The sequence below is a fragment of the Lentzea sp. NPDC037011 genome (assembly GCF_055607425.1).
This window is the reverse complement of sequence record NZ_JBVJRT010000002.1, coordinates 743,495-764,790: the sequence shown is the minus strand read 5'-3', so window position 1 is coordinate 764,790 and position 21,296 is coordinate 743,495. Positions and strand designations below refer to the sequence as shown.

Here is a 21,296-nt window from a genome sequence, read left to right as displayed (position 1 = left end):
CGGTTCCGGGAACCGCGGCGGGCGGGTGTCAGCGGCCTGCCAGGTGCTGGGCCGCGTACGCCCGCCACGGCCGCCACTGCCCCGTCCGCTGCTCCAGCGCCTCCGCGGACGACGGCAGCCCCAGCTCCCCCGCCGCCTGCCGGACCCGCGTGTCCACCGCGAACGCGTCGGGGTCGCCCAGCGCCCGCATCGCGATCGTCTCCACGGTGGTGCCGCCCATGCCGGTGAGACCGCCCAGCACCGCGCGGGCCTGCGCCCAGTCGCCGCCGACACTCAGGTCCACCGCACCGGAGACCAGCGCGCCGGCCACCGAGTGGATCGCGGCCGCCCTGCGCGGTGACACGGGCAGGTCCGCCTCGTGCAGCCGGTCCGGGCTCGGGAACAGGTGCGTGAGCCCGCCGCCCGGGTCCACGACGGGGTCGCCGTGCGCGGCCACCAGCTTCGCCGACGACGAGCCCGCGACGGCGCGCACGGCGAACTCGGCGCCGTCCACGGTGCGCGGCACCCGCCGGCCCGGCACCTTGGCCACGAGCGGCGCGAGCACCGGGTCGCGGCCCAGCAGGTCGTCCACGGCCACCGGGTCCGCGTCGAGGTCGAGCAGGAAGCGGCACCGGCTGATCGCGATCGACAGGTCGCGCAGGTCCGTGAGCGTCAGGTGGCAGCTCACGTGGTCGGGCAGGGCCCGCAGCTCGGCGATCGCGGGGCCGTGCGGCAGCCGCAGGGTGCGGCGGTAGGCGCCGTCGCGCCACTCCTCCACACCGGGCACCGCGGTGGCGACCAGCTGCTCGAACAGCTCGTCCGGCGCCAGCGGGGCGCGGAAGGGCAGCCGCAACGTCAGCGCGCCCGCCGTTCCCACCGGGCTCTTCCTCTTGCCGGCGCGCGCCCGCAGTTCCGTGGGGGACAGGGCGAAGACCTCGCGCACGGTGTCGTTGAACGTCCGCACGCTGGAGAACCCGGCCGCCAGCGCCACCTCGACCATCGGCAGGGCGCTGGTCTCGATCAGCAGCCTGGCCGTCTGCGCCCGCTGGGCCCTGGCCAGCGCCAGCGGACCGGCGCCGATCTCGGCGAGCAGCTGCCGCTCGACCTGGCGGGTGCTGTACCCGAGGCGCCGGGCCAGCCCGGGAACGCCCTCCCGGTCGACCACCCCGTCGGCGATCAGCCGCATGGCCCGCGCCACCAGGTCCGCGCGCACGTTCCACGCGGGCGAACCGGGGCTCGCGTCCGGCCGGCACCGCTTGCAGGCGCGGAACCCGGCCTGCTGGGCGGCCGCCGCGCTGGGGTAGAACCGCATGTTCTCCACCTTGGGCGGCACCACCGGGCAGCTGGGCCGGCAGTAGATCTTCGTCGTGACGACGGCGGTGAAGAACCACCCGTCGAACCGGGCGTCCTTGGACCGCACGGCACGAAGGCACCGCTCGCTGTCGTTGTGCACACCACGAGCATCACCCCGGCACCCCGGTGCGGTCTAGCAGGAATGCGACACGGTGATCCGTACGGGTGGTGATGTCGCAAAACCGCCAGACGGACCCCTCACCCGGTGGTGGAGTTGCCCGCATGACCAGTTACGCGCGCGAGGAAGCCGACCCCTACTGCGCCTGGCCCGCCGAGGCCGACCTGCTCGTCCGCGCCACCCCGTGGAAGCGGGTCGTGGTGGTCGGCGACAGCGTGGCCGCGGGCATCCGCGAGCCGCTGGAGGGCTACCGCGACCTCGACGGCACCGGCCGGGTCGCGGACGCCTTCGGCTCCTCGGTGGAGTACCTGAACCTGGGGGTGCGCGACCTGCGCATCGCCGAGATCCGCGCCACCCAGCTGGAACCGGCGCTGGAGTTCGCACCGGACCTCGCGATCGTGGCGGCGGGCGGCAACGACGTGCTCGGCCGCAAGTTCGACGAGCAGTACGTGGAGACCGAGCTGACCGCCGTCGTCGGACCGCTGGTGGCGCAGGGCGCGCAGCTGGCGATGATCGGCCTGTTCGACCTCGCCCGCTCCGGGCTCGTGCCCGCGGAGCACGCACCGGCGCTGGCCGAGCGGTTCGACCGCTTCGACGCGCTGACCAAGCGCGTCGCGCAGGCGCACGGCGGTGTGCAGTCGGAGAACCACGCGCACCCGCTGGCCGCCGACCCCAGCATCTTCTCCTCCGACCGGATCCACTGCAACGCCCGCGGCCACGCCATCGCCGCGACCACGTTGCTGGAGGCGTTGCTGGTGCTGTGGAAGCGCCAGGACGAGGAGCGCACCGCCTGACCCCGGTGACCGGAGGCCGGACCGCACGACCGGGGGCGCGGCGCTGAAGTTCGGGTCTCAGCCCGTTCTCAGAGCGATGTCAGCGCCCTCGTGTTGCATGAGTCCAGTTCACGGCCGACCGGTAAGGGAGATCAGCAGTGATCGTCGTCGGTTACAACGGATTCACCCGAGGCGCCGAACTCTTCGCCGGCCTCTACGGGGCCACGGGCAGGGACCGCCACAGCATCCTCGGCCACGACGCCGCGGTGGCGCTGATGATCGACGGCGAGCTGGTCGTGGCCGTGGAGGAGGAACGGCTCAACCGGGAGAAGAAGACCTCGGACTTCCCCATCGAGTCCCTGCGCTACTGCCTGGACCAGGCGGGGGTGGCGATCGACCAGGTGGACAGGTTCGCCTTCCCCTGGTCCTTCCCCTCGTCCACGGTCACCACGATGATCAACGCGATCGCCGCCACCGAGCTGCCGGACGCGGCCAAGTTCGACCGGCTGCGCAGGTTCGGCGACCTCCACACCGGAATCCTGAGCCACCAGGCCATCCGGGCCGACCTCGCGGCGAGGACCGGCTTCGACGTGCCGGCGGAGAAGATCGTCACGGTCCCCCACCACCTGGCGCACCTCAGCTGCGGCCGCCACTTCAGCGACGGCGGGGACGCCGCGTTCCTCATCAGCGACGGCCGGGCGGAGATGTGCTCCGCCATCGCAGGCGAGATCCGCGACGGCGAGATCACCGTCTTCGACGACATGACGATCACCGTCACCCACTCGCTCGCGCTGCTGTACGGCGAGATCACCCGCTACCTGGGCTTCATGCCGAACAACGACGAGTACAAGGTGATGGGCCTGTCGGCGTTCGCGGACACCGAGCAGCCCAACCCGCTGATCGAGCACGAGGTCGTGCAGCTGCTGCCGAACGGCCGCTACGCCCTCGCCATCCCGAACGACCCGGCCGGCACCAGGGGCTACTACGCCCTGCTGGACCGGATCTTCGGCGGTTCCGAGGACGTCCGGGAGGAACCGTCCTACCAGGCCAGGGTGGCGCGGGCCGCGCAGGACATGGTGGAGGTCGTGACGGCACACCAGGTCGCGGAGCTCGAACGGCGGACCACCGCGCCGCAGCTGCTGATCGAGGGCGGCCTGGCGCTCAACTGCGTCAACAACACCAAGCTGCTGGAGAACTCCCGGTTCGCCGACGCGCACGTGAGCTTCGGGGCGAGCGACCCCGGCGTCGCGATCGGCGCGGCGGTGTACGCGGGCGGCACCACCACCCGCGACCCCTCCCCCTACCTCGGCCCGCATTACTCCGACGACGAGGTGGAAACCGTTCTGCGGCAGTACACCGACCGCGTCCGCTGGGTCGTGATGGACGACATCGCCGGTGAGACCGCCAAGCTGCTGACGGAGAAGACGGTCATCGGCTGGTTCCACGGCAGGACCGAGTACGGCCCGCGGGCGCTGGGCAACCGCAGCATCCTCGCGAACCCGAGCTTCCCCGACATCAAGGACATCATCAACACCAGGGTGAAGCACCGCGAGCCGTTCCGCCCCTTCGCCCCGATCGTGCTGGAGGACGACGCGGCGAAGGTGTTCGAGCTGGGCAAGAAGAAGTCCTCGCCGTACATGACGTTCGTGTTCCCGGTGAGGCCGGAGTACGTGAGCGTCATCCCCGGTGCCGTGCACGTGGACGGCACGTCGCGCATCCAGACGGTGACCGAGGAGGGCAACCCGCTGCTGGCGGAGCTGCTCGGCCGGTTCACCGAGCTGACCGGCATCCCCTGCCTGGTCAACACCTCGTTCAACGTCGCGGGCGAACCGATCGTGTGCTCCCCGCGCGACGCCGTCGAGTGCTTCCTCAACACCGAGATCGACCACCTGGTGCTCGGCCGGTTCCTGGTCTCGAAACAGGACTGACCCGCCGTGGCCGGGGGGAAGTCGGTGCGGGACATGCTGGAGCACGCGCTCGGCGAGCTCCTGGAGGCAGGCCGCAGGGAGGAAGCACTGGTGGAGGCCAGCATCGCGGCCGTCGAGTGCGCGCTGCGGCTCGTGACGGTCTCCGAGGGGGCGCAGCGGGGCAACCCGAACCTGGTCGAACCCACCAGGGAGGCGCTGGCGTCGGCCAGGGCCTCGGTGGTCGCCACCAGCTGTGCACTGTGGACGATGGACGACGAGCGCAGGGAACGCACGCATGAGCGGTGAGCGCACTCTCGCGACGGAGCTGGCCACCTGGGCCGCCCGGCTGACGTACGCGGACCTCCCCACCCGGATCACCGACTATGCGGTCAGCGCGGTCATCTCGCACCTGGGGGTGCTCCGGGCGGGCATCTCGCACCCGTTGGGGTGGAAGCTGCTGAAGGCGTTCGGCTCACCGCTGGCCGACGACCCGGCGCGGGCCGCGCACGTGCTGGCCGGGCTGTCCTCGTGCCTGTACTACGAGGACAGCATGTACGTGGGGCACGTGACGCACTCGACGGTCAACGTGCCGCTGGCCTACCGCAGGCAGTCCGGTCTGGACGGACGCGCGCTGCTCGCCGCCGTGGTGGCGTCGAGCGAGTGCGCCGCGCGGGTCACCGCAGCGGCGGCGCTGGGCACGTTGCGCGGCCAGGGCGCGAGCTACGCGCAGCTGGTCGGCGCGGTGGCCGCGCGCTCCCACGCCCAGGGCGACCCGGTCGAGGCGTGGGTGAACGCGTGGGGCATCGCGCTGAGCGCACCGCCGTGGCCGCTGCGCAGGGCATTCCTGGGCAGCGACGCCAAGGTGCTGTCCGCGGCGGTGCCGGTGCGCATCGCGCTGGACGCCTGCGACGCCGCGGCGGCGGGGCTCACCGGCGCACCGGACCTGTTGGAGCACCCGAACGGGCTGCTGGCCAAGGTCTCCCAGGTCCCCTCGCCCGAGGTGATCACGAGCGGGTTCGGCGAGCGGTGGCACACCGAGACGCTGACGGTGAAGCTGCACCCCGCCGGTGCCTACGTGGACGCCGCGATCGACTGCGCGATGGCGTTGCACGACAAGCTGACCGCGCAGGACGCGGACGACATCGCGGAGGTCGAGGTGCGGGCGGCCGGGCTGACCATCGCCATGGACGCGGACGGCGCGCCGTACCTGGACCGGGAACGTTCGGCGATCATGGCGCTGAACCTCTCCGTCGGGTACAACGTGGCCACCGCGCTGCTCACCGGTGCCGTCACGCCCGCGGACCTGACCGGACCCGCCACCGCGGACCCGCGCCGCTGGGAGCTCGCCGAGCGGACGCGGCTGCGGTTCGACCCGGAGCTGAGCCGCAACCTGCTGCGGGCGACGGCCCCGCTGGGCGAGGCGGTCAGGCAGGCGGGCGAGCGGGCCCGCGGGTGGCTGGCCGACTTCTCCGGTGGCAGGGCCGCGCCACCGCCCGGTCCGCCCAGCACGACCTTCGAGAACGCGACCAAGGCCGTGGGTGCCGTGGTGACCCTCGTCTTCAAGGACGGCCGCAGGCTCACCGAGGGCCGTGCCCACGCCGCCGGCTCGGCCGGCGAGGAGACCAGGCGCGAGCACCGCGCCATGGCACGGGCGAAGCTGCTCGCGACCGGTGTCCCGCAGGAGGTGGCCGACGAGCTCGACCGGCTCCCCGAGCTCGACGCGCGGCAGCTCGACCACCTGATCCGCACCGCACTGACCGCCCACTGAGGAAGGACGTTCCGCCATGGCCGAACACACTCCGCGGTTCGCCTACCCGTTGCTGCGCACGAGTCCCGTGGACCCGCCGGAGGAGTACGCGCAGCTGCGCAGGGAACAACCGGTGTGCCCGGTCTCGCTCGCGACCGGTGACCCCGGCTGGATCGTCACGAGGCACGACGACGCGCGGGTCGTGCTGAACGACCGCCGGTTCAGCCGCGAGGCGGTGTTCCTGCCGGGCGTGCCCAAGGCGCAGCACGTGCTGCCCGACCCGAACAGCATGCTGAGCATGGACCCGCCGCGGCACACGCGGCTCCGCAAGCTCGCCAACCCCACGCTGACCGCGGCGAAGATCGACGCGATGCGCCCGCACCTGCAGAAGGTCACCGACGAGCTGCTGGACGGGCTGGCCGCGCAACCGCAGCCGGCCGACCTGCTGGAGCACCTGGCGCGGCCGCTGGCGCTGCGGATGATCTGCTCGATCCTCGGCGTGCCGTTCGCCGACCACCACCTGTTCGGCGGCTGGACCGACCGGTTCATGTCGCTGACCAAGTACCCCGGCGAGGAGATCGCCAAGGCCAACGCCGACATGCGCGCGTACTTCGCCAAGCTGATCGAGGACAAGCGGGCGGAGCCGGGCGACGACATGATCAGCTCGCTCGTCGCCAAGCACGACAGCGAGGGCGACGAGACGATCACCGAGACCGAGATCGTGAGCCTCGGCGTGCTGCTGCTGCTCGCCGGGCACGACACGACGGTCACCGTGCTCGGTTCGTCGGTGGTGACGCTGGTGCGCAACCCCGACCAGCTCGCGATGCTGCTCGAGGACCCGTCGCTCTACCCCGCCGCGGTCAACGAGATGGTGCGGCTCAACGGGCTGGGCGGCGGCACGTCCATCCGCGTCACGGTCGACGACGTGGAGCTGAGCGGGGTCAAGATCCCCTCGGGGTCGGCGGTGATCGCGTCGGTCGCGTCCGGCTGCCGCGACGAGTCCGTGATCGAGAACCCGGACACCTGCGACATCACCCGCGCCGAGACCACGCAGCTCGGGTTCGGCTTCGGGCCGCACTTCTGCATCGGCGCGAACCTCGCCAAGGCCGAGCTGGAGATCGCGCTGCGCGGCCTGTTCGACCGGTTCCCCGGCCTGCGGGTCGCGGTGCCGCTGGAGGAGCTGCGGTGGAAGGACTACGCCGCGCTCGGCGGGTGGGAGGAGCTCCCGGTCGCATGGGACTGAGCGCCGCGTTCTTCGACGTCGACGAGACGTTGCTGGCCGTCCGCAGCATGTTCCGCTTCCTGCAGCACCACCGGCCCGACCGGTTCACCGAGGTCACCACCCGGCTGCGCGCGCTCGCCGCGGCCGGGTGGTCGCGGGCGGAGGTGATCGGCGACTACTACCGCGTGTTCGCCGGTGAGGCGGTCGCGGAGCTGGCGGCGGCGGGCAGGGAGTGGTTCTCCGCGTACCCCGACCCGGAGGAGCTGTTCCTGCCCGCCCCGCTGGAGGCGTTCCGGTGGCACCGCGACCGCGGCGACCTCACCGTGCTGGTGTCCGGGTCGTTCGAGGTGTGCCTGGCGCCGATTGCCGCCTGGCTGGGCGCCGACCTCGTGCACGGCACCCGGCTCGCGGTGCGCGACGGGCGCTACACCGGCGAGGTCGTCACGCCGATGATCGGGCCGGACAAGGCCGACGTGGCGAACGCCGTGATGGCGGCGCACGGCCTGGACCCGGCGCTGTGCACCGCTTACGGCGACCACTCGACGGACCTGCCGATGATGCTGGCCGTCGGCACCGCCGTGGTGGTGGGCGACGATCCGGTGCTGGTGGAGCAGGCAGCCGCGCGGGGGTGGACGCGGCTGCCTGCCGCGGCTGCTCAGACGCGTTCCATCTCCAGCAACCGCATCTTGCGCGGTAGCCCGCCGCCGTAACCGGTCAACGAGCCGTTCGCGCCCACGACCCGATGACAGGGCAGGATGATCGAGATCGGGTTGCGCCCGTTGGCGGCACCGACCGCGCGTGACGCGGTCGGCTTGCCGATGGCCAGGGCGATCGCGCCGTACGTCGTGGTGACACCGCACGGCACCGTGCTCAGCTCACGCCACACCTCCAGCTGGAAGGGCGTTCCCCGTGGCGCGAGCGGCACGTCGAACACCTTCAGCTCGCCGGCGAAGTACGCGTCCAGCTGGCGTTCCAGCTCCCCGAACAGGCCGGGGTCGCGCACCCAGTCGTCGGCGATCGCCGGCATGTACAGCTGGTCCGGCATCATGTAGATGCCGGTGATCGACTCCCCGTCGCCCAGGAGCAGCAGCTCCCCGATGGGCGTGGGGGTGATGGTGAACCTGCGCGGTCCCCCGAGCGGGACCGCGAACTCCACGGGTGGCAGTGGTGCTGACGTCACCTGATCATGGTGGCGCATTCCCCGGCGCTTGACTGGCAGTTTTGCGACACGATCCGCACCGGGTCACGGCCCGGACGGGTGATGTCGCAAAACCGCCAGAGCCGCCCGGCGATCACTGCCATGGTCGACTCCATGACCCGGCCCGGCTTCACCACCGTCGTGCTGCTCGCGTGCGGAGCGACGTTCCTGTCGCTGCTCGACGCGACCATCACGAACCTCGCCATCACCGACCTGCACCGCACCTTCCCCGACGCCTCCGCCACCGACGTCACCTGGGTGATCTCCCTGTACGCGGTGCTGTTCGCGTCGCTGCTCGCACCCGCCGGCCGGCTCGCCGACGTCGTGGGACGGCGTTCGCTGTACACGTTCGGCGTGGGCCTGTTCACCGCGGCGTCGGTGCTGTGCGCCGTCGCCCCGACCCTGCCGGTGCTGCTGATCGCCCGCGGGCTGCAGGGCGTGGGCGCGGCCGCGATGATCCCCGCGTCGCTGGCCGTGGCGCTGGTCGACTCACCGCCGGAACGCCGTGCGGAGGCCATCGGCCTGTGGGCTGCCGCTGCCTCCGCTGCCGCGGCCGCCGGTCCCGTGCTGGGCGGCGTGCTGATCGACGCGTTCGGCTGGCGGTCGGTGTTCCTGGTCAACCTGCCGCTGGGCGTCGCGCTGCTGCTCGGCATCCGCAAGACCGAGAAGTCCGCGCGGCACAGCGGGAAGCTGCCCGACCTGCTCGGCACGGCGGTGCTGGCGTGCGGTGTCGGCCTGCTCACCCTGGGCGTGACCGAGGGGCAGACCTGGCGCTGGGACTGGCGGGCGCTCACCGCGCTCGGCGCCGGCGCGGTGCTGCTGGCGGTCGCGATCGTGCGCTCGTGGCGGCACCCGGTGCCCGCGCTCGAGACGAGGCTGTGGCGCACCAGGACGTTCGCGCTGGCCAATGCCGTCTCGCTGTTCTTCGGCGCCTCGCTGTACGCGTGGCTGCTGATCGGCGCGCTGGTGCTGGTGAACGTCTGGCACATCTCGTGGCTGGTCGCCGGTCTGGTGATGAGCCCCGGCGCGGTGGTGTCCGCGATCGTGGCCGCCCGCGTCGGCAAGGTGCTGAGCAAGCGCAACCCGCGGCTGGTGGTGTCGGTCGGCGCCCTGCTGGTCGTGGCCGCCGGGGTGTGGCTCTACCTCGGGCTCTCCGCAGAGCCGCAGCTGTGGTCCCTGTGGCTGCCGGTGGGCCTGGTGGCCGGGCTCGGCATGGGCGCGGTGAGCACCGGTGTGTCGAGCGCGGCGGCGTTGTCCGTGCAGCCGACCCAGTTCGCCGGCGCGACCGGGCTGAACATGGCCGTGCGGCAGATCGGCGGGGCGCTGGGCATCGCCGCGCTGGCCGCGATCCTGCCCGTCGAGGTGTCGTCCGATCCCGTCCCGCACGGCCACGTGGCGCTCTTCTGCTGCGTGACGGCCGCGATCGCGGGTCTGATCAGCCTCGGCCTGTCCATCCACACCGGTGCGCCGGCACCGCGCGCGGAGACCGCGCTGAAGCGGTGATCTCAGTGGAATGTAAGGACCTTCTGGCAGCATCGGTGTCGAACGAGGAGAGATTTCCGTAGTGGCCCAACGGAGGTCGGGCTCGCCCGATCGAGGCCCCCGTGGCTTCCGCAGGTTCGAATCCTGCTCTCTCCGCTGACAGCGAAGGGACCCCCGCATGCCGGTGATCATCACCAATCCCGTTGCCGGACAGGGTGGTCGGTCCCTCGCAGACGAGGTCGCCGGTACGTTCGCCACGGCGGACGTGCTGGTCACCGAGTACCCGGGACACGCGGAGGAGCTCGCCACCAAGGCGGCCGCCGACGGCGCCGACCTCGTCGTCGCGGTCGGCGGTGACGGCACCGTGCGCGAGGTCGCCTCCGGGCTCGTCCGGGCGGCCGGCGAGGCGCCACCGCTGCGGATCGTGCCCGCGGGCACCGGCAACTCCACCTACCGCGAGCTCTGGTCGGACCTGCCGTGGCGGGAGGCGCTGCGGGCGCCGTCGCGGGTCGCCCGGCTCGACGTGGGCTGGGTGCTGGAGACCGACCGCTACTTCCTGCTCGGCGCGTGCACCGGTCTGGTCGCGCAGGCGCTCGTGAGCGCCGCGCGGCTGACGCAGCACCACGGCCGTGAGCGCTACCAGCGGGCCGTCGCCGAGACCATCGCCACCTTCACGCCCTACCCGGGCCGGGTGCTCGTCGACGACCGGCTGGTGCACGACGGCACCGTGGTGCTGGCCAACGTCGGCGGCGGCCGGTTCCGCGGCGGCCGGTTCATGGTGCTCCCCCACTCCCTGCTCGACGACGGGCTGCTCGACGTCTGCGTCGTGAGCGGTGAGCTCGACCCGAAGGCGCTGCCCGGCCTGACCGCCGACGGCAGCCACGTCCACCGTCCCGAGGTGACCTACGTCCGCGGCCGCCGGTTCGTGCTCGAACGCACCGACGGCGAGCCGCTGGTGTTCGAGCACGACGGCGAGCTGCAGACCACGCCCGAGTCGCGGTACACGATCGAGGTCGTGCCCGGCGCGCTGCCCGTGGTCGTCCCCTCCGAACCTGTGGAGAGTTCCTGATGGACAGCACGAACTGGACGTTCCCCGCGGCCGGCGACACCTACTTCAGCTGGGACTACGACTCCGGCCGCGAACGGCTGCTGAGCCTGTACCAGAAGGGCAAGGACAAGCAGTGGGACAGCGTCAAGCGGATCGACTGGGACATCGAGGTCGACCCGTACGACGTGCTCGGCACACCGGAGAACACGCTGGCGCTGTACGGGTCGCGGCAGTACGAGAAGCTGAACGACCAGGAGCGCAAGGTGATGCGCCAGCACATGGCGTCGTGGGAGTTCAGCCAGTTCCTGCACGGTGAGCAGGGCGCGATGATCACCTCGGCGCGGATCGTGCAGTCGGTGCCCGACATCGACGCCAAGTTCTACGCCGCCACGCAGGTGATGGACGAGGCACGGCACGCGGAGGTGTTCTCCAAGTTCCTCGACGAGAAGATCGGGCTGACCTACCCGATCAACCCGCACCTCAAGTCGTTGCTGGAGGACGCGCTCAACGACTCCCGCTGGGACATGCCCTACCTGGGCATGCAGGTGCTGATCGAGGGGCTCGCGCTGGCCGCGTTCGGCATCCTGCGGGACAAGACGAACAAGCCGCTGCCCAAGCAGATCCTCGCGTACGTCATGCAGGACGAGGCGCGGCACGTGGCGTTCGGCCGGCTCGCGCTGAAGGACTACTACGCCGAGCTGTCGGCGAAGGAACGGGCCGAGCGCGAGGAGTTCGTCATCGAGGGTTGCTACCTGATGCGCGACCGGCTGCGCATGCAGGAGGTGTGGGAGAACCTCGGGTTCGACATGGCCGAGTGCATGGAGCTGATGAACAAGGGCCCGCGCATGCGCGCCTTCCGGTCGTTGCTGTTCGCGCGGATCGTGCCGTGCGTGCGCGACATCGGCCTGTGGGGCCCTGCCGTGCAGAAGGCCTACGACGACATGGGCGTGCTGGACATGGCGAACAAGGACCTGCTGAAGCTCATGGCGGCCGACGAGGACCAGGCAGAGCAGCTCGACCGGGAACGCCGGGAGCTCCAGGAGCGCCAGGCCGAGATTGACGAGACCATCTCGATGGCGGCGGCCGACTGATGCGCGTGCTGGCCGCGGTCACCACCGGTGGCCCGCTGAGCGTGGAGAAGATCTCGCTGCGCGCCCCCGGTCCCGGCGAGGTGCGGGTCCGCCTGACCGCCGCCGGTGTCTGCCACTCGGACCTGTCGCTGGCGCAGCGGACGCTGCCGCACCCGTTGCCCGCCGTGCTGGGGCACGAGGGCACCGGCGTGGTGGCCGAGGTGGGACCGGACGTCACCGGTGTGCGGGTGGGCGACCACGTGGTGCTGAGCTGGCGGCCGGCCTGCCGGTCGTGCCGCTGGTGCCTGCGCGGTCAGCCCTTCCTGTGCACCCGCGGGGACGAGGCGTCACGCCGCCCGCTGGGCACGTGGCAGGACGAACCGGTGTACCCCGGTCTCGGGGTGGCCGCGTTCGCCGAGCAGACCGTGGTGCCCGCGGAGGCCGTGGTCGTGGTGCCGTCCGACCTGCCGCCGGAGACCGCCGCCCTGCTGGGGTGCGCGGCGCTCACGGCGTACGGGGCGGTGCGGCGCAGCGCGCGGGTCGCGCCCGGTGACTCGGTCGCCGTGATCGGCACCGGTGGTGTCGGGCTCATCGCGGTGCAGGCGGCCAGGTTGAGCGGTGCCGAGCGGATCATCGCGGTCGACGCCTCACCGGCCAAGGAGTCCGCCGCCCGCGCCTGCGGTGCCACGGACTTCCTCCTGGCCGGCGAGTCGGCCCGGTCGCTCGTGGACGGCGGTGTCGACCACGCCATCGAGTGCGTGGGCAGCGCGGAGACGATCCGGCAGGCGTGGGACATGACCCGCCGCGGCGGTGTCACCACGGTCGTCGGTGCGGGCGGGAAGAGCCAGCAGGTCACCTTCTCCGCGCTGGAGCTGTTCCACTCCGCGCGCACGCTCGTCGGCTGCCTGCACGGCAACACCGATCCCGCTCGCGACCTGCCGGAGCTGCTGGAGCACGTCCGGACCGGCGCGATCGACCTCGACGTCGTGGTGACCGACCGGATTCCGCTGGAACGGGTCGGTGAGGCGTTCGAGCGGATGGAGGCCCGCACCGGCGGGCGTTCGCTGATCGTCTGGTAGTCCCCGGGCACCACCCGCCTGGTCCTGGTCGTTCTCGACGACCAGGACCAGTCGCGTCAGGGGCGGGTGAGCACCAGCACGGCGTTCTGGCCGCCGAACCCGAACGAGTTGCTGACCGCCACGTCGACCGTCGCCTCCCTGGCGATCTTCGCGACGACGTCCACCTCGATCTCGGGCGCGATGTTGTCGAGGTTCGCGGTGGGCGGGATGAGCCGGTCGCGCACGGTCAGCGCCGTCGCCACCGCCTCGATCGCCCCCGCTGCGCCCAGGGCGTGGCCGACGACGCCCTTGATGGACGTGACGGCAGGCCGGTCCCCCAGCACGCGGCGGATCATCCTGGCCTCGGCGACGTCGTTCAACGGCGTCGAGGTGCCGTGCGCGTTGACGTGGTCCACCTCGCCGGCACCGATCTGCGCGTCCCGCAACGCCGCGAGCACCGCCAGTTCGGCACCGGCGCCGTCCGGGTCGGGCGCGGTCGGGTGGTGCGCGTCGGCCGAGGCGCCGTACCCGCTGACACACGCGTGGATGCGCGCGCCGCGGGCACGGGCGTCCGCGACCCGTTCCAGCACCAGCACCGCCGCGCCCTCCGCCGGCACGAAGCCGTCCCGGTCGACGTCGAACGGCCGGGACGCCACGTCCATCTCGTCCCCGCGCGCCGACAGCGCGCCCATCTGGCTGAACCCGGAGATGATCGACGGCACCAGGCACGCCTCGGTGCCGCCGGTGATCACCACGTCGCACCTGTCGTTGCGCAACAGGTCCCTGGCCACACCGACGGCGGTGGTGCCGGAAGCGCACGCCGTGGCGGTCACCAGGCTGGGTCCCTTCGCCCCGCACTGGATCGCGACGTAGCCGGCGGACATGTTCATCGACAGCATCGGGATGAGCATCGGCGACACCTCCAGCGGACCGTTGTCGCGCAGGACGTTGTGCTGCTTCTCCCACGCCGCGGCGCCGCCGATGCCGTTGCCCAGCACCACCGCCACCCGCTCGCCGTTCCACCGCGCCGGGTCGAGACCGGAGTCCGCCAGCGCCTCGGCCGCGGCGGCCATGGCCATCTGGGTGCTGCGGTCCAGCCGCCACGCGGTGCGCTTGCCGAGGGCCGCGATCGCGTCGAAGCCGTCGGCCTGGCAACCGAAGTCCGCCGGGGTGCCCGCGAGCGCGGGCACCTTCGTGGCGGCGGTCGCCGAGCCGAGCAGGATGCGTTCCCACGCGGCGGCCGCGCCGACTCCGGCGGACGTCACCAGCCCGACCCCGGTGATCGCGGCGTCGAACCGGCCGGGCGTCACACCTTCACGCCCTTGCCCACGATCAGCTCCGCGGTCTGGGCGATGGTGAAGTCGGGGCTGACCTCGTCGTCGGCGATCTCGACGCCGAACTCCTTCTGCACCACCAGCACGAGCTCGACCAGGCCGAGCGAGTCGACCTCGAGCTCGTTGAACGTGTGGTGCGGCTGGATCTCGTCCTCCTCCATGCCCATCACGTCCATCAGCATCTTGACCAGCCGGTCGTAGACGTCGTTCATCTGCGTTTCCTTCCACTCAGGTCAGGGACAGGTCCGGCCAGCGCAACGCGCAGGCGCCCCAGGCGAGTCCGCCGCCGAAACCGGTCAGCAGCACGCGGGTGCCCGGCGCGAGCCGCGCGTCGGAGAGGGCGAGCGGGATCGACGCGGCGGCGGTGTTGCCGACCCGGTCGAGGTGCACGGCGCACCGGTCGCGGGACACGCCGAGCTGGCCCGCGACGGCGTGGATGATGCGCAGGTTCGCCTGGTGCGCCACCAGGACGTCCGGTTCGGCCCAGCCGGCGGTCCGCAGGGCGGTGCGCGCCGACTCGGTCATGCGTTCGACCGCGTGCCGGAACACCGCGCTGCCGCGCATCCGGAAGTACGGGTCGGTGCCGAACGGGTCGCGCGCGCCGCCGGACGGGATGGTGATCATGTCGTGGCCGGTGCCGTCGCTGCCGAGCTGCACGGGGCCGAGCGCACCCAGCTCGTCCGGCTCGCCCGCCCGCAGCACGACCGCTCCCGCGCCGTCACCGAAGATGACCCGCGTGCTGCGGTCGGCGGGGTCGAGGATGCGCGAGTAGGTCTCCGCGCCGATCAGCAGGACCCGCTCCGCGGCACCGGACGCGATCAGCCCCGCGCTGATGCCGAGCCCGTACAGGAAACCCGTGCACACGGCCTGGACGTCGAACGCCGGCACGGTGCCGAGCCCGAGCCGCGCCGACACCAGCGGTGCCGTCGCCGGGCACCGCTGGTCGGGTGTCGTCGTGGCGAGCACGACGGCGTCCACGGACGCGGCACCCGCCGACTTCAACGCCCGCGCACCGGCCTCGACGGCCAGGTCGGACGTCGCGAGGGACGGGTCGGCGACGTGCCTGCTGCGGATGCCGGTCCTGGTCGTGATCCACTCGTCGGAGGTGTCCAGCTCGGCGGCCAGGTCGTCGTTGGTCACGACCGCGGGTGGCAACCAGGCGCCGAGGCCGCACAGGACGGCGGTCACACCTTCCCCAGATCGCGGACGTCGTCGCTGACCTCGCCCAGGTAGTCGGAGACCTCCAGGTACGAGCGGGCCAGCGACACCTCGACGTAGGGCAGTCCCTGGCGCAGGCAGAAATCCTTCACCAGCGGCTGGGCGCGGTGCAGGTTGCTGCGCGGCATCGACGGGAACAGGTGGTGCTCGATCTGGTAGTTCAGCCCGCCGTAGAAGAAGTTCGTGACCCGGCTCGGCAGCATGTTGCGCGAGGTCACCACCTGGCGGGTCAGCCAGTCGAGCTCCTCGGACTCGCCGTCGCGCACGGGCAGGCCCTTGTGGTTGGGCGCGAACAGCAACCCCATGTAGAAGCCGAAGAGCGCCTGGTGCACCACGATGAACGCGAGCGCCTTCAGCGGCGACATCACCAGGAACACGGCCACGAGGTACACGACCAGGTGCAGCGTGATGACGACGAGCTCCGCGTTGCGGTACCTGGTCAGCGCGCCCTTGCTGGCGGCGACGTAGCCGGACAGGTGCAGCCGCACGCCCTCCATCATGATCAGCACGTAGAACATCCACGACTGGTGGCGCACCACGAACCGGGAGAACGCGCTGGTGCGGCTGGCGCTCTGGCTCTTGTCGAAGATCACCTGCCTGCGCAGGATGTCCGGGTCGAGCGAGAGGTGGTTCGGGAAGTTGTGGTGCTTGGTGTGGTGCCCGACCCACCAGCCGAAGCTGACGCCGGTGAGCACGTTGCCGTGGACGTAGCCGATCACCTCGTTCGGCGTCTTGGTGCGGAAGATCTGCCGGTGGCCGGCGTCGTGGCCGATGAGGTCGGTCTGCGCGAAGCAGAACGCCAGGTAGACCGCGACCGCGAGCTGCCACCACGAGTCGCCGACGAGCACGAACGCCACCCAGCCCGCCGCGAGCAGCACCAGGTTCGAGATGATCTTGATCGTGTAGTAGACGGGCCGGGAGTCCATCAGCCCGGCTTGCTTGACGATCCTGGTGATCTCGGCCAGCGCGGTCGGCGGCTGGCTCTTGATCGAGGTCATGCCGTTCCTCCCTCCAGTCCCATGTAGGCGAGCCGGACGCGCTGCATCTGGTCGGTCCACTCGTGCGCGGTGCCGACCCGTTCCTCGACGGTGGTGTCGGCGAGCCGCCTGCCCGGCCAGATCTCGTAGTCGCCGAGCAGGTGCCCGTGCAGGCGGATGCCCTCCTGGAACAAGGACTCGCGGCGCACCAGCATGTCCTCGGTCGGCAGCTTCGCCCACAGCTCGTAGCCGTGCTGCATCAGCTCCAGCACGCGTCCCCTGGCCTCGGGGTTGTGCCGCAGGTAGTCGCGGGCGATGGCGCTGCCGACGGTGAGGTGGCGGATCTCGTCGATGCCCGCGCCGCGTTCGATCTCCGCGGCGGCCGGGTCGAAGACGCGCCACTTGCGCTCGCTCAGCTCGGCCGCCGGCGCCAGCACGCCCTCGACCAGCACGGTCAGCACGACCACGCCGCCGATGAAGTCGCCCTCGTCGCGCAGCACTCGCAGGCCGAGCTCCTCCAGCGGCACGAGGATGCGGTCGCGGTCGGTCTCGGCGAGCCGGTCGATGGTGGACCACAGGTCCTGCGCGGCGACGCCCAGCTCCAGCAGGTGGTTGCGGAACACCATGGCGTGCCGCGCCTCGTCCATCAGCTGGGTGGCGTAGAACTCCATGGACGCGTTGTCCGGTGCGAGCGCCACCAGGTAGGAGATCGCCCGCGTGGCCTTCTCCTCCGCGATGGAGCGGAACGCGAGCTCCTGGGTGAGCGCGTCGTTGAGCGGGCCGGGTTGCGCGGTGACGTCGAGCGGCACCACGTCCGGCGCGTGCCCGAGCACGTGACCGCGCAACGTTCCCTGCGGCACGTTGCCGAACCAGTACTTCAGGTCGCAGGTCTCGGCCGTGAGGTCGAGGCTCATCGCGCCGTCGACGAGCGAGGGAGCGTTCTCCCAGTCGGCCTCGGCGGGAATCGTCGTGCGGTCGGACACCGTCAGCTCCTCGGGTCGGTTCGAAAGGTGTTCGAGAGCGGGGCACCCGCACCGAGCTCGGCGCGCAGCACGCGGCCCAGCACGAGGACGTGGTCACCGGTGGGCACCACCCGGTCGACCGTGCACTCCAGCCAGCCCGCGGCGTCGGCGAGCAGCGGCACCTCGGTGCCCTCCCGCCACACCTCCGGCTGCCCGCGTCCCCTGGTCGCGCTGGCGAAGTAGCGGGCGAGGTCGGCCTGCCCCTCCGCGAGCCGGTTGACGGCGAACCGCCCGGCCGCCAGCAGGGCGGCGAGGCCGCGGCTGCCCGAGCGCAGCGCGAACGACACCATCGGCGGGTCGACCGAGGCGAGGGCGAGCGTGCTGACCGTGACGCCGTGGACGGACGGCCCGGTGCCGCAGCTGAGCACCGCGACACCGTTGGTGAAGTGCCGGCTGAACCTGGGCACCGTGCCGACGCTCACCGCGTGCCCACCAGCTCGGTCACCCCGCGGTCGGCGGCGTCGAGCTCGGCGCGGAACCGCAGCCACGCCGGGTGGGCGACCGGTTCGAACGACAGCACGAACGGCTTGAGCAGGTTGCCGAACAGCGCGCGGTCGCCGAAGAGGTGGATCGGCAGGGCGAGCAACGCCCACTCCGGTCCGATGAGGACGATCCACGCGATGGCGACGAGTCCCTGCGTCACCAGGCTGTGCATGGTGTTGTAGAGGACGTAGTAGACCTTGGGGATCTTCTTGTCGGCGCTGCGGTGGTAGGCGACCGCCCCCGGCAGGTAGCCGATCAGGTCGATGTAGAGGAACAACCCGATCGCGGGCAGCCAGCGCACCTCGCCGATGTGCCAGAAGAACAGCACGACGGCGACGACGAGACCGAGCCCGTACTCCGCGCGCAGCAGGTTGTACGTGGTGCGGGTGGTGAACGTGTTCTTGGCGTCCATCACCGCACCCCCGCCGCGAGTGCGAGGGCGGCGTCGTCGCCCACCACGTCCACCCGGTCGAACAGGCCGGCCACCGCGCGGACGATGGTCTCCTTCAGCACCCGCTCGGCGATCGGGTCGAGCAGTCCGGCGAGGCTCGGGATGCCGAAGTCGAACCCGGCCGTGAACGCGACGGCGCTGCCGGTGCCGTGCGGTGTCACCACCCAGGTGCCCGCGAACTCGGCGAAGTCGCCTTCGAGCTGCTCGAACGTGATCGTCAGCGCGTCCGCGTCGAACCGGTCGACCTCGGTCCAGCGCAGGATGCCGTTGCGGAAGAAGACCTCCCAGTCGCTGTGGTCCTCGCCGGGGCCGACGGGCCGGACGCTGACCGAGCGCACGACATCGATCAGGTCCGGGTACGCGGCGAAGTCGGAGATCCGCTCGAACGTGGTCGCCGGGCCGACGTCGGCGACGAGGATCGTCACCTGCGCGTCACGCATGGGTCTGCACCCCTTCCGGGTATCGGGCGGCCTGCACCGCGCACGCGCGGTCCAGCGCCTCGTAGAGGAAGTCGAGCTCGTCGCGGGTCAGCACCGCGGGCGGCGTCAGGCGCAGGACGAGGTGGGAGTTGAGCGAGTGGTTGGCGATCACGCCGTGCTCGACGAGCTCGATCAGCAGGTCGCCGGCGAGACCGGGTTCGGTGAACTCGACGCCCATCAGCAGGCCGCGGCCGCGCACCTCGCGCACCAGGTCGCCGAAGTGGGCGTGCACGATCCTGCGCACCTGCCCGAGGATCTCCTCGCCGAGCACGCGGGACCGTTCGACGAGGTTGTCCTCCTGGATCGCCTCGATCGCGCCGCGGGCCGCCGCCATCGCCAGCGGCACACCGGAGAACGTCGAGGTGTGCAGGAACGGGTCGCGGTCGAGCGCGCGGAACGCCCGTGCGGTGGCCACGACGGCGGCGACCGGGACGACACCGCCGCTGAGCCCCTTGCCGACGAGCAGCAGGTCCGGCGTGACGCCCTCGGTGTCGACGCCCCACCACGAGCCGAGCCGGCCGAGACCGGTCTGGATCTCGTCGACCACGAGCATCGCACCGTGCGCGCGGCAGGAGTCCGCGACCGCCCGCAGGTAACCCGGCGGTGGCAGCACCACCCCGGCTTCGCCCTGCACCGGTTCGACGAACACGCAGGCCTCGCCCGGCATCGTCGCGAGCAGCGCGTCGAGGGCCTCGGCGTCGCCGTACGGGACGTGCGAGGTGCCGGGCAGCAGCGGCAGGAACGGTTGCTGGAACACGTCCTTGCCGGTGAGGCTCAGCGCGCCCATGGTCTTGCCGTGGTAGCCGGACCCCATCGCGACCAGCCGCCGCTTGCCGTTCGTGCGGGCGATCTTGATGGCGGTCTCGACGGCCTCGGCGCCGGCACCGGAGAAGTGCACGCGTTCCAGTCCCGGCGGTGAGACGGACACCAGGGCGTCGGCCGCGAGTGCCGCCTGCGGTTCGAGGAAGATCCGCGTCGACACCGGGTGCCTGCTGAGCTGCGCGAGCACGTGCCGCAGCACCGTCGGGTGCCGCGCGCCCATCAGGAACACGCCGTAGCCGCCGCAGTTGAGGAACCGGCGGCCCTCCTGCGTGGTGACCCAGGCGCCCTGCGAGCCCACCTCGACGTGCCCGCCGAACATCTCGCCGAGCGTCGCGCGGCCCTTGCTGAGCCTGGACCGGTACAGCCGGCCGAGTGCCTCGCGGTCGGGCGTGGCGGTGTCCAGCACGCTCATGACCCACTTCCCAGTCGCAGCGGCTGCCCGCCGACGTGTGCGAGGAACGGAACGGTGAAGCTGCCGCGCGAGGGCGGGTGGAACGCGAGCGCGTGCGTGACCGCTGCCAGGTAGGCGACCTCGGGCGAGGAGATGAACGCCATGCCGCCCAGCAGCTCGACCGCGCGGTTCACGGTGTCGGTCAGCGCGTCCTGCGCGGCGTACCTGGCGACGAGCGTCTTGCCCAGTGCGACGTCGTCCACCTCACCGGCCATGATCATCCTGGCCATGCCCTCCAGCAGCAGCGTCGCGGACTCCAGCCGCAGCACCACCGCCGCCCGGTCGGACTCGCTGCCCTTGGCCGCGGCGAACACGCGTTCCACCAGCGCGCTCGCCATGCCGAGGTAGGACGAGGAGATCAGCAGCTCGAACCAGATGAAGCCGATGGTCTGCAGGTCGTCCAGCTCGTCGCGGGCCGCGTCGGTGCGCATCAGCAGCTGCTCGTCGGCGAACACGTCGGTGAGCCGGATCTCGTCGCTCTCCGCACCGGCGAGCGCCCAGCTCGACCAGAACGGGTGCACCGTGATGCCCTCGCTCTGGCGGGGCAGCAGCAGCACCGCCATCTCCTGCTGACCGTCGTCGCCGGTCACCGACACGCTGGCGGTCAGCAGGTCGAAGGACCGGGACAGGCTGCACGGCTTCTTCGAGCCGTTGATGAGGTACCCGCCCTCGGCCTTGACCGCGGACATCGTCGGCGTGAGGATGCCCTGCCCCGGCTTGCCCTCGGCGAACCCGGAGGCCACCAGCAGGCGTTGCGTGGCAACGCCTTCCAGCAGCGCCCACTCCATCCCGCTCGACTTCACGCTCTCCGCCAGGGTGAACAGCGTCGCCACGGAGAAGTGGTGCATGGTCGTGGCGACCGCCAGCGAGGGCGCGCGGGAGGCCAGGGCGCGGGTGACGGCCATGGCCTGCAACGGGTCCGCGCCGGCGCCCGCGTACGCCCGCGGGATCACCAGCCCCGGCCCGCCGGCCGCGCGGAAGAGCGCGATGGCGGAGGACTCCGGTCCTTCCAGCTCATCGAGCTCCAGCGCGGCGAGCTGGTCCTGCAGGCCGGGGAGGAACGCCTCGCACGTCTCGCGAGCGGCGTCCAGTGCACGCATGGGT

23 protein-coding genes and 1 tRNA gene are annotated in these 21,296 nt (G+C 71.8%); 11 read left to right on the top strand and 13 right to left on the bottom strand.

The annotated features are described in order from the left end of the window. Nucleotides 1-28 precede the first annotated feature (28 nt). A complete protein-coding gene (locus ACZ7CH_RS08420; protein ID WP_360387876.1) occupies nucleotides 29-1,432 on the bottom strand; it encodes a DNA-3-methyladenine glycosylase 2 family protein in 1,404 nt (467 codons plus the stop codon). 122 nt (nucleotides 1,433-1,554) lie between these two features. Here ACZ7CH_RS08420 and ACZ7CH_RS08415 point away from each other — a divergent pair, with 122 nt between their 5' ends. The 6 genes from ACZ7CH_RS08415 (at nucleotide 1,555) to ACZ7CH_RS08390 (ending at nucleotide 7,809) form a co-directional block, all read left to right on the top strand. After that, nucleotides 1,555-2,244 (top strand): SGNH/GDSL hydrolase family protein, encoded by a 690-nt coding sequence (locus tag ACZ7CH_RS08415; protein ID WP_360387873.1) that lies wholly within the window; start codon nucleotides 1,555-1,557, stop codon nucleotides 2,242-2,244. 137 nt (nucleotides 2,245-2,381) lie between these two features. Then, nucleotides 2,382-4,151: a carbamoyltransferase family protein gene (locus ACZ7CH_RS08410; protein ID WP_360387870.1), complete on the top strand. Its 1,770-nt coding sequence runs from the start codon at nucleotides 2,382-2,384 to the stop codon at nucleotides 4,149-4,151. A gap of 6 nt (nucleotides 4,152-4,157) precedes the next feature. Further along, complete coding sequence (locus ACZ7CH_RS08405) at nucleotides 4,158-4,436, top strand: hypothetical protein (RefSeq protein WP_360387868.1); 279 nt, start codon at nucleotides 4,158-4,160, stop codon at nucleotides 4,434-4,436. Further along, entirely contained in the window at nucleotides 4,426-5,898 is a 1,473-nt protein-coding gene (locus tag ACZ7CH_RS08400) for an MmgE/PrpD family protein (RefSeq protein WP_360387865.1), read from the top strand. Before ACZ7CH_RS08405 ends, ACZ7CH_RS08400 begins: the two co-directional genes overlap by 11 nt. A 16-nt stretch (nucleotides 5,899-5,914) precedes the next feature. Beyond that, a complete protein-coding gene (locus tag ACZ7CH_RS08395; protein WP_360387863.1) occupies nucleotides 5,915-7,120 on the top strand; it encodes a cytochrome P450 in 1,206 nt (401 codons plus the stop codon). Next, complete coding sequence (locus ACZ7CH_RS08390; RefSeq protein ID WP_470368456.1) at nucleotides 7,111-7,809, top strand: HAD family hydrolase; 699 nt, start codon at nucleotides 7,111-7,113, stop codon at nucleotides 7,807-7,809. Before ACZ7CH_RS08395 ends, ACZ7CH_RS08390 begins: the two co-directional genes overlap by 10 nt. Here the strand turns inward: ACZ7CH_RS08390 and ACZ7CH_RS08385 are convergent. Both ACZ7CH_RS08385 and ACZ7CH_RS08380 read right to left on the bottom strand, forming a co-directional pair. After that, entirely contained in the window at nucleotides 7,755-8,279 is a 525-nt protein-coding gene (locus tag ACZ7CH_RS08385) for a methylated-DNA--[protein]-cysteine S-methyltransferase (protein WP_470373435.1), read from the bottom strand. The genes ACZ7CH_RS08390 and ACZ7CH_RS08385 overlap by 55 nt on opposite strands. Beyond that, nucleotides 8,276-8,401: a hypothetical protein gene (locus ACZ7CH_RS08380; RefSeq protein ID WP_360387855.1), complete on the bottom strand. Its 126-nt coding sequence runs from the start codon at nucleotides 8,399-8,401 to the stop codon at nucleotides 8,276-8,278. The genes ACZ7CH_RS08385 and ACZ7CH_RS08380 overlap by 4 nt, the downstream gene beginning before the upstream one ends. A gap of 10 nt (nucleotides 8,402-8,411) precedes the next feature. Between ACZ7CH_RS08380 and ACZ7CH_RS08375 the strand changes: the two genes are divergently transcribed. The 5 genes from ACZ7CH_RS08375 (at nucleotide 8,412) to ACZ7CH_RS08355 (ending at nucleotide 12,976) form a co-directional block, all read left to right on the top strand. Continuing rightward, complete coding sequence (locus tag ACZ7CH_RS08375; RefSeq protein ID WP_360387852.1) at nucleotides 8,412-9,800, top strand: MFS transporter; 1,389 nt, start codon at nucleotides 8,412-8,414, stop codon at nucleotides 9,798-9,800. Nucleotides 9,801-9,846: 46 nt separating this feature from the next. Continuing rightward, nucleotides 9,847-9,935, top strand: a tRNA-OTHER gene (locus tag ACZ7CH_RS08370). Between the two features lie 22 nt (nucleotides 9,936-9,957). Further along, nucleotides 9,958-10,848 carry a diacylglycerol/lipid kinase family protein gene (locus tag ACZ7CH_RS08365; protein ID WP_360387850.1) on the top strand — a complete coding sequence of 297 codons (891 nt, stop codon included), beginning with the start codon at nucleotides 9,958-9,960 and terminating at the stop codon, nucleotides 10,846-10,848. Further along, nucleotides 10,848-11,918, top strand: a complete 1,071-nt coding sequence (locus tag ACZ7CH_RS08360; protein ID WP_360387847.1) for a ferritin-like domain-containing protein — start codon at nucleotides 10,848-10,850, stop codon at nucleotides 11,916-11,918. Before ACZ7CH_RS08365 ends, ACZ7CH_RS08360 begins: the two co-directional genes overlap by 1 nt. Then, complete coding sequence (locus ACZ7CH_RS08355; RefSeq protein ID WP_360387844.1) at nucleotides 11,918-12,976, top strand: alcohol dehydrogenase catalytic domain-containing protein; 1,059 nt, start codon at nucleotides 11,918-11,920, stop codon at nucleotides 12,974-12,976. Before ACZ7CH_RS08360 ends, ACZ7CH_RS08355 begins: the two co-directional genes overlap by 1 nt. Before the next feature lie 56 nt (nucleotides 12,977-13,032). Here ACZ7CH_RS08355 and ACZ7CH_RS08350 read toward each other — a convergent pair whose 3' ends face one another. From ACZ7CH_RS08350 to ACZ7CH_RS08305, 10 genes are read right to left on the bottom strand one after another with little or no spacing between them, the layout of a single operon-like run. Beyond that, the gene (locus ACZ7CH_RS08350) at nucleotides 13,033-14,265 is read right to left on the bottom strand and encodes a beta-ketoacyl-[acyl-carrier-protein] synthase family protein (RefSeq protein ID WP_360387842.1); all 1,233 of its coding nucleotides are present in this window, start codon (nucleotides 14,263-14,265) and stop codon (nucleotides 13,033-13,035) included. Beyond that, nucleotides 14,262-14,501: an acyl carrier protein gene (locus tag ACZ7CH_RS08345; protein ID WP_360387840.1), complete on the bottom strand. Its 240-nt coding sequence runs from the start codon at nucleotides 14,499-14,501 to the stop codon at nucleotides 14,262-14,264. The genes ACZ7CH_RS08350 and ACZ7CH_RS08345 overlap by 4 nt, the downstream gene beginning before the upstream one ends. 16 nt (nucleotides 14,502-14,517) lie before the next feature. After that, nucleotides 14,518-15,477, bottom strand: a complete 960-nt coding sequence (locus ACZ7CH_RS08340) for a beta-ketoacyl-ACP synthase III (RefSeq protein WP_360387837.1) — start codon at nucleotides 15,475-15,477, stop codon at nucleotides 14,518-14,520. Further along, complete coding sequence (locus ACZ7CH_RS08335) at nucleotides 15,474-16,505, bottom strand: fatty acid desaturase family protein (RefSeq protein WP_360387834.1); 1,032 nt, start codon at nucleotides 16,503-16,505, stop codon at nucleotides 15,474-15,476. The genes ACZ7CH_RS08340 and ACZ7CH_RS08335 overlap by 4 nt, the downstream gene beginning before the upstream one ends. Then, nucleotides 16,502-17,467 carry a VlmB-like protein gene (locus ACZ7CH_RS08330; protein ID WP_360387831.1) on the bottom strand — a complete coding sequence of 322 codons (966 nt, stop codon included), beginning with the start codon at nucleotides 17,465-17,467 and terminating at the stop codon, nucleotides 16,502-16,504. The genes ACZ7CH_RS08335 and ACZ7CH_RS08330 overlap by 4 nt, the downstream gene beginning before the upstream one ends. Nucleotides 17,468-17,469: 2 nt before the next feature. Further along, entirely contained in the window at nucleotides 17,470-17,913 is a 444-nt protein-coding gene (locus ACZ7CH_RS08325; RefSeq protein ID WP_360387828.1) for a flavin reductase family protein, read from the bottom strand. Between the two features lie 11 nt (nucleotides 17,914-17,924). Beyond that, nucleotides 17,925-18,401 carry a hypothetical protein gene (locus ACZ7CH_RS08320; RefSeq protein ID WP_360387826.1) on the bottom strand — a complete coding sequence of 159 codons (477 nt, stop codon included), beginning with the start codon at nucleotides 18,399-18,401 and terminating at the stop codon, nucleotides 17,925-17,927. Then, a complete protein-coding gene (locus tag ACZ7CH_RS08315) occupies nucleotides 18,401-18,880 on the bottom strand; it encodes a type II toxin-antitoxin system RatA family toxin (RefSeq protein ID WP_360387823.1) in 480 nt (159 codons plus the stop codon). The genes ACZ7CH_RS08320 and ACZ7CH_RS08315 overlap by 1 nt, the downstream gene beginning before the upstream one ends. After that, a complete protein-coding gene (locus ACZ7CH_RS08310) occupies nucleotides 18,873-20,153 on the bottom strand; it encodes an aspartate aminotransferase family protein (RefSeq protein WP_360387820.1) in 1,281 nt (426 codons plus the stop codon). Before ACZ7CH_RS08310 ends, ACZ7CH_RS08315 begins: the two co-directional genes overlap by 8 nt. Beyond that, a complete protein-coding gene (locus tag ACZ7CH_RS08305) occupies nucleotides 20,150-21,292 on the bottom strand; it encodes an acyl-CoA dehydrogenase family protein (protein WP_360387818.1) in 1,143 nt (380 codons plus the stop codon). The genes ACZ7CH_RS08310 and ACZ7CH_RS08305 overlap by 4 nt, the downstream gene beginning before the upstream one ends. Between the last annotated feature and the right edge of the window lie 4 nt (nucleotides 21,293-21,296).